The sequence below is a fragment of the Ferriphaselus sp. R-1 genome, from assembly GCF_000746095.1.
Classification (GTDB): domain Bacteria; phylum Pseudomonadota; class Gammaproteobacteria; order Burkholderiales; family Gallionellaceae; genus Ferriphaselus.
This window is the reverse complement of the sequence record NZ_JQKP01000025.1, coordinates 1-2381: the sequence shown is the minus strand read 5'-3', so window position 1 is coordinate 2381 and position 2381 is coordinate 1. Positions and strand designations below refer to the sequence as shown.

General features: G+C 63.1%; 2 protein-coding genes. Both read left to right on the top strand.

Translation table 11 applies throughout. The features are described from left to right. The coding region (locus DM08_RS10870) for an MBOAT family O-acyltransferase (protein ID WP_035384687.1) at window positions 1-1048 on the top strand (1048 nt) is incomplete at its 5' end. Window position 1049: 1 nt separating this feature from the next. Next, window positions 1050-2177 carry a hypothetical protein gene (locus DM08_RS10865; RefSeq protein WP_051938168.1) on the top strand — a complete coding sequence of 376 codons (1128 nt, stop codon included), beginning with the start codon at window positions 1050-1052 and terminating at the stop codon, window positions 2175-2177. Window positions 2178-2381 lie beyond the last annotated feature (204 nt).

The following is a 2381-nucleotide window of genomic DNA, read 5'->3' as shown; positions in this document are numbered from 1 at the left end:
CAACTTCGTCCACTACACCCTCTTCGTCACCTATTTCCCTCACCTCATCGCCGGACCCGTGCTACACCACAAGGAAATGATGCCCCAGTTCGCCCGCCCGGCGACCTATCGTTTCGACTACCGCAACATGGCCGTGGGCAGCACCATCTTCTTCATCGGCCTGTTCAAGAAGGTGGTCATCGCCGACGGTATCGCCAGCTATGTCGGCCCGGTGTTCGCCGCCCCCGCCGCCGGAATCACGCTCACCTTCGTCGAGGCCTGGGGTGGCGCACTATGCTACAGCCTGCAACTGTATTTCGATTTCTCGGCCTATTCGGACATGGCTATCGGACTGTCGCGCATGTTCGGCGTGACCTTGCCGCTGAACTTCCACTCCCCCTACAAGTCGGTCAACATCATCGACTTCTGGCGGCGCTGGCACATGACCCTGTCGCGCTTCCTGCGCGATTATCTGTACATCCCGCTGGGCGGCAACCGCAAGGGCAAATTGCGCCGTCACCTCAACCTGTTCACCACCATGCTGCTGGGCGGGCTGTGGCACGGCGCGGGCTGGACCTATGTCGTGTGGGGCGGGCTGCACGGCCTGTATCTGATCGTCAACCACGCTTGGCACGGGTTGCGACGCGCGCTGGGACAAGACCCGTCACGCCCCCTGCCCCGGCCCCTGCACATGGCCTCGGTGCTCGTCACCTTCCTCGCCGTGGTGTTCGCCTGGGTGTTCTTCCGCGCAGCCGACCTGCACACGGCGCTGGCGATCAGCCATACCATGCTGGGTGGCCACGGCTTCGAGCTGCGGTCCAGCAACGGCCTGGTCAGCCATGCCACCCGCAACTACCTGATCTTTGCGCTGGCGCTGGCCTGGGCCGCACCCAACACCCAGCAGATCATGGGCCGCTACGCTCCCGCGCTCAACATGCCGCCATCCGAGCGTCTCCCCCGGCTGTCCTGGCGGATGAGTCACCGCTGGGCGGCGGCCAGCGCAGTGGTCGCGACCCTGGGCCTCATGTCGATCTCCGAACTCAGCGAGTTCATCTACTTCCAGTTCTGACATGAGCAGCGCGCGCTACGTCTTCGTCTTCATGTCACTCCTGCTGCTCATGTGCGTAGCGGTAGCGGCACTGAACCGCATCGTCGATCCGTTCTGGTATTACCGCGACGTGTCCATCGCCGGTTTCAACGCCATCAAGCCCAAGTTCCTGCGCTACGAGCGCCACGTCAAGCCCGCGCTGGTGCAACGCGAGCAACCAGCCTCGCTGATCTTCGGCAGCTCGTTCTCCGAGATCGGCTTCGACCCCAAGCATCCCGCACTGAACACGCTCGGCAAAGGCTACAACTTCGCTCTGGCCGGAGCCCCCTGGGAGATGGTCACCTGTGATGTCCAGTTCGCGCTGAAGCACGACCCCAATCTGCGGCAGATCGTGCTGGGCATCCATCCCAGAGCGTTGCCCCGGAAAGACTGCAGCGCCGACATCCGCAACATGGAGTCACCGGACGAACAAGCCTTCCTGTTCTCCTATGACGCGCTCGAAGCCACGCTCAACACCCTGCTCGAACAGGGCAGGCGCAAACCCAGCCATACCGCCGACGGGCTGTATTTCTACTCGCGGGGAGCGACAGGCACGGCCAGCCGTTTCCAGCAGGATTTCAACCACATCCACGCCCAGCCCTGCCCGCCCGGCACGCTCCGCCCCGATGCGCAGCACCGCGCTCCGCCGCCGGATCTGGGCGGCCTGCAAGATCTGCTCGCCATGACCAAGGCGCGCGGCATCACCCTGAAGCTGGTGGTCTATCCCAGCCATGCTCTGGCGATAGAGCAGCAATATCAGTGCGCGACCCGGCAGAGTCGCTGGGATGCCTTGCGCGAAATCGCCCGACTGGTGGAAAACACCGGCGGCACGGTGGCGCTGTGGGATTTCGAGGGCTACCACGAGGTCGGCACGGAGCCGATCTCGGAGGCACCGGCGCTCTACTGGCAAGACTTGTCGCACTTCAATTCCGAGTTCGGCGACTTGATGCTGGACGAGATGTTTGCTATCAAGTCTCCCCGTCTGGGCATGCAGCTCACCACCGCCAACGTCGAGCTACGGGCGCAGACGGAGGCGGGGATGCGCGAGGAATACCTGCGCACCCACCCTGAGTTCACGCGCCAGCTGCAAACCATGTTGTCCCGACACTGACCGGCCACGCACAGCCACCGATTAATCTGCTGGATCAGCCAAGAGTAGTGCGATACTCGACGAGCGATGGAAAAGAATAGTGCTTTTTAACTCCTACGGTTTCATCTTTCTGTACCTGCCGGTGGTGCTGGCGGGGTTCTTCTGGCTGGCGCGATGGAGCGAGCGGTATGCCGCCGGGTGGCTGGCCCTCGCCTCGCTGTTCTT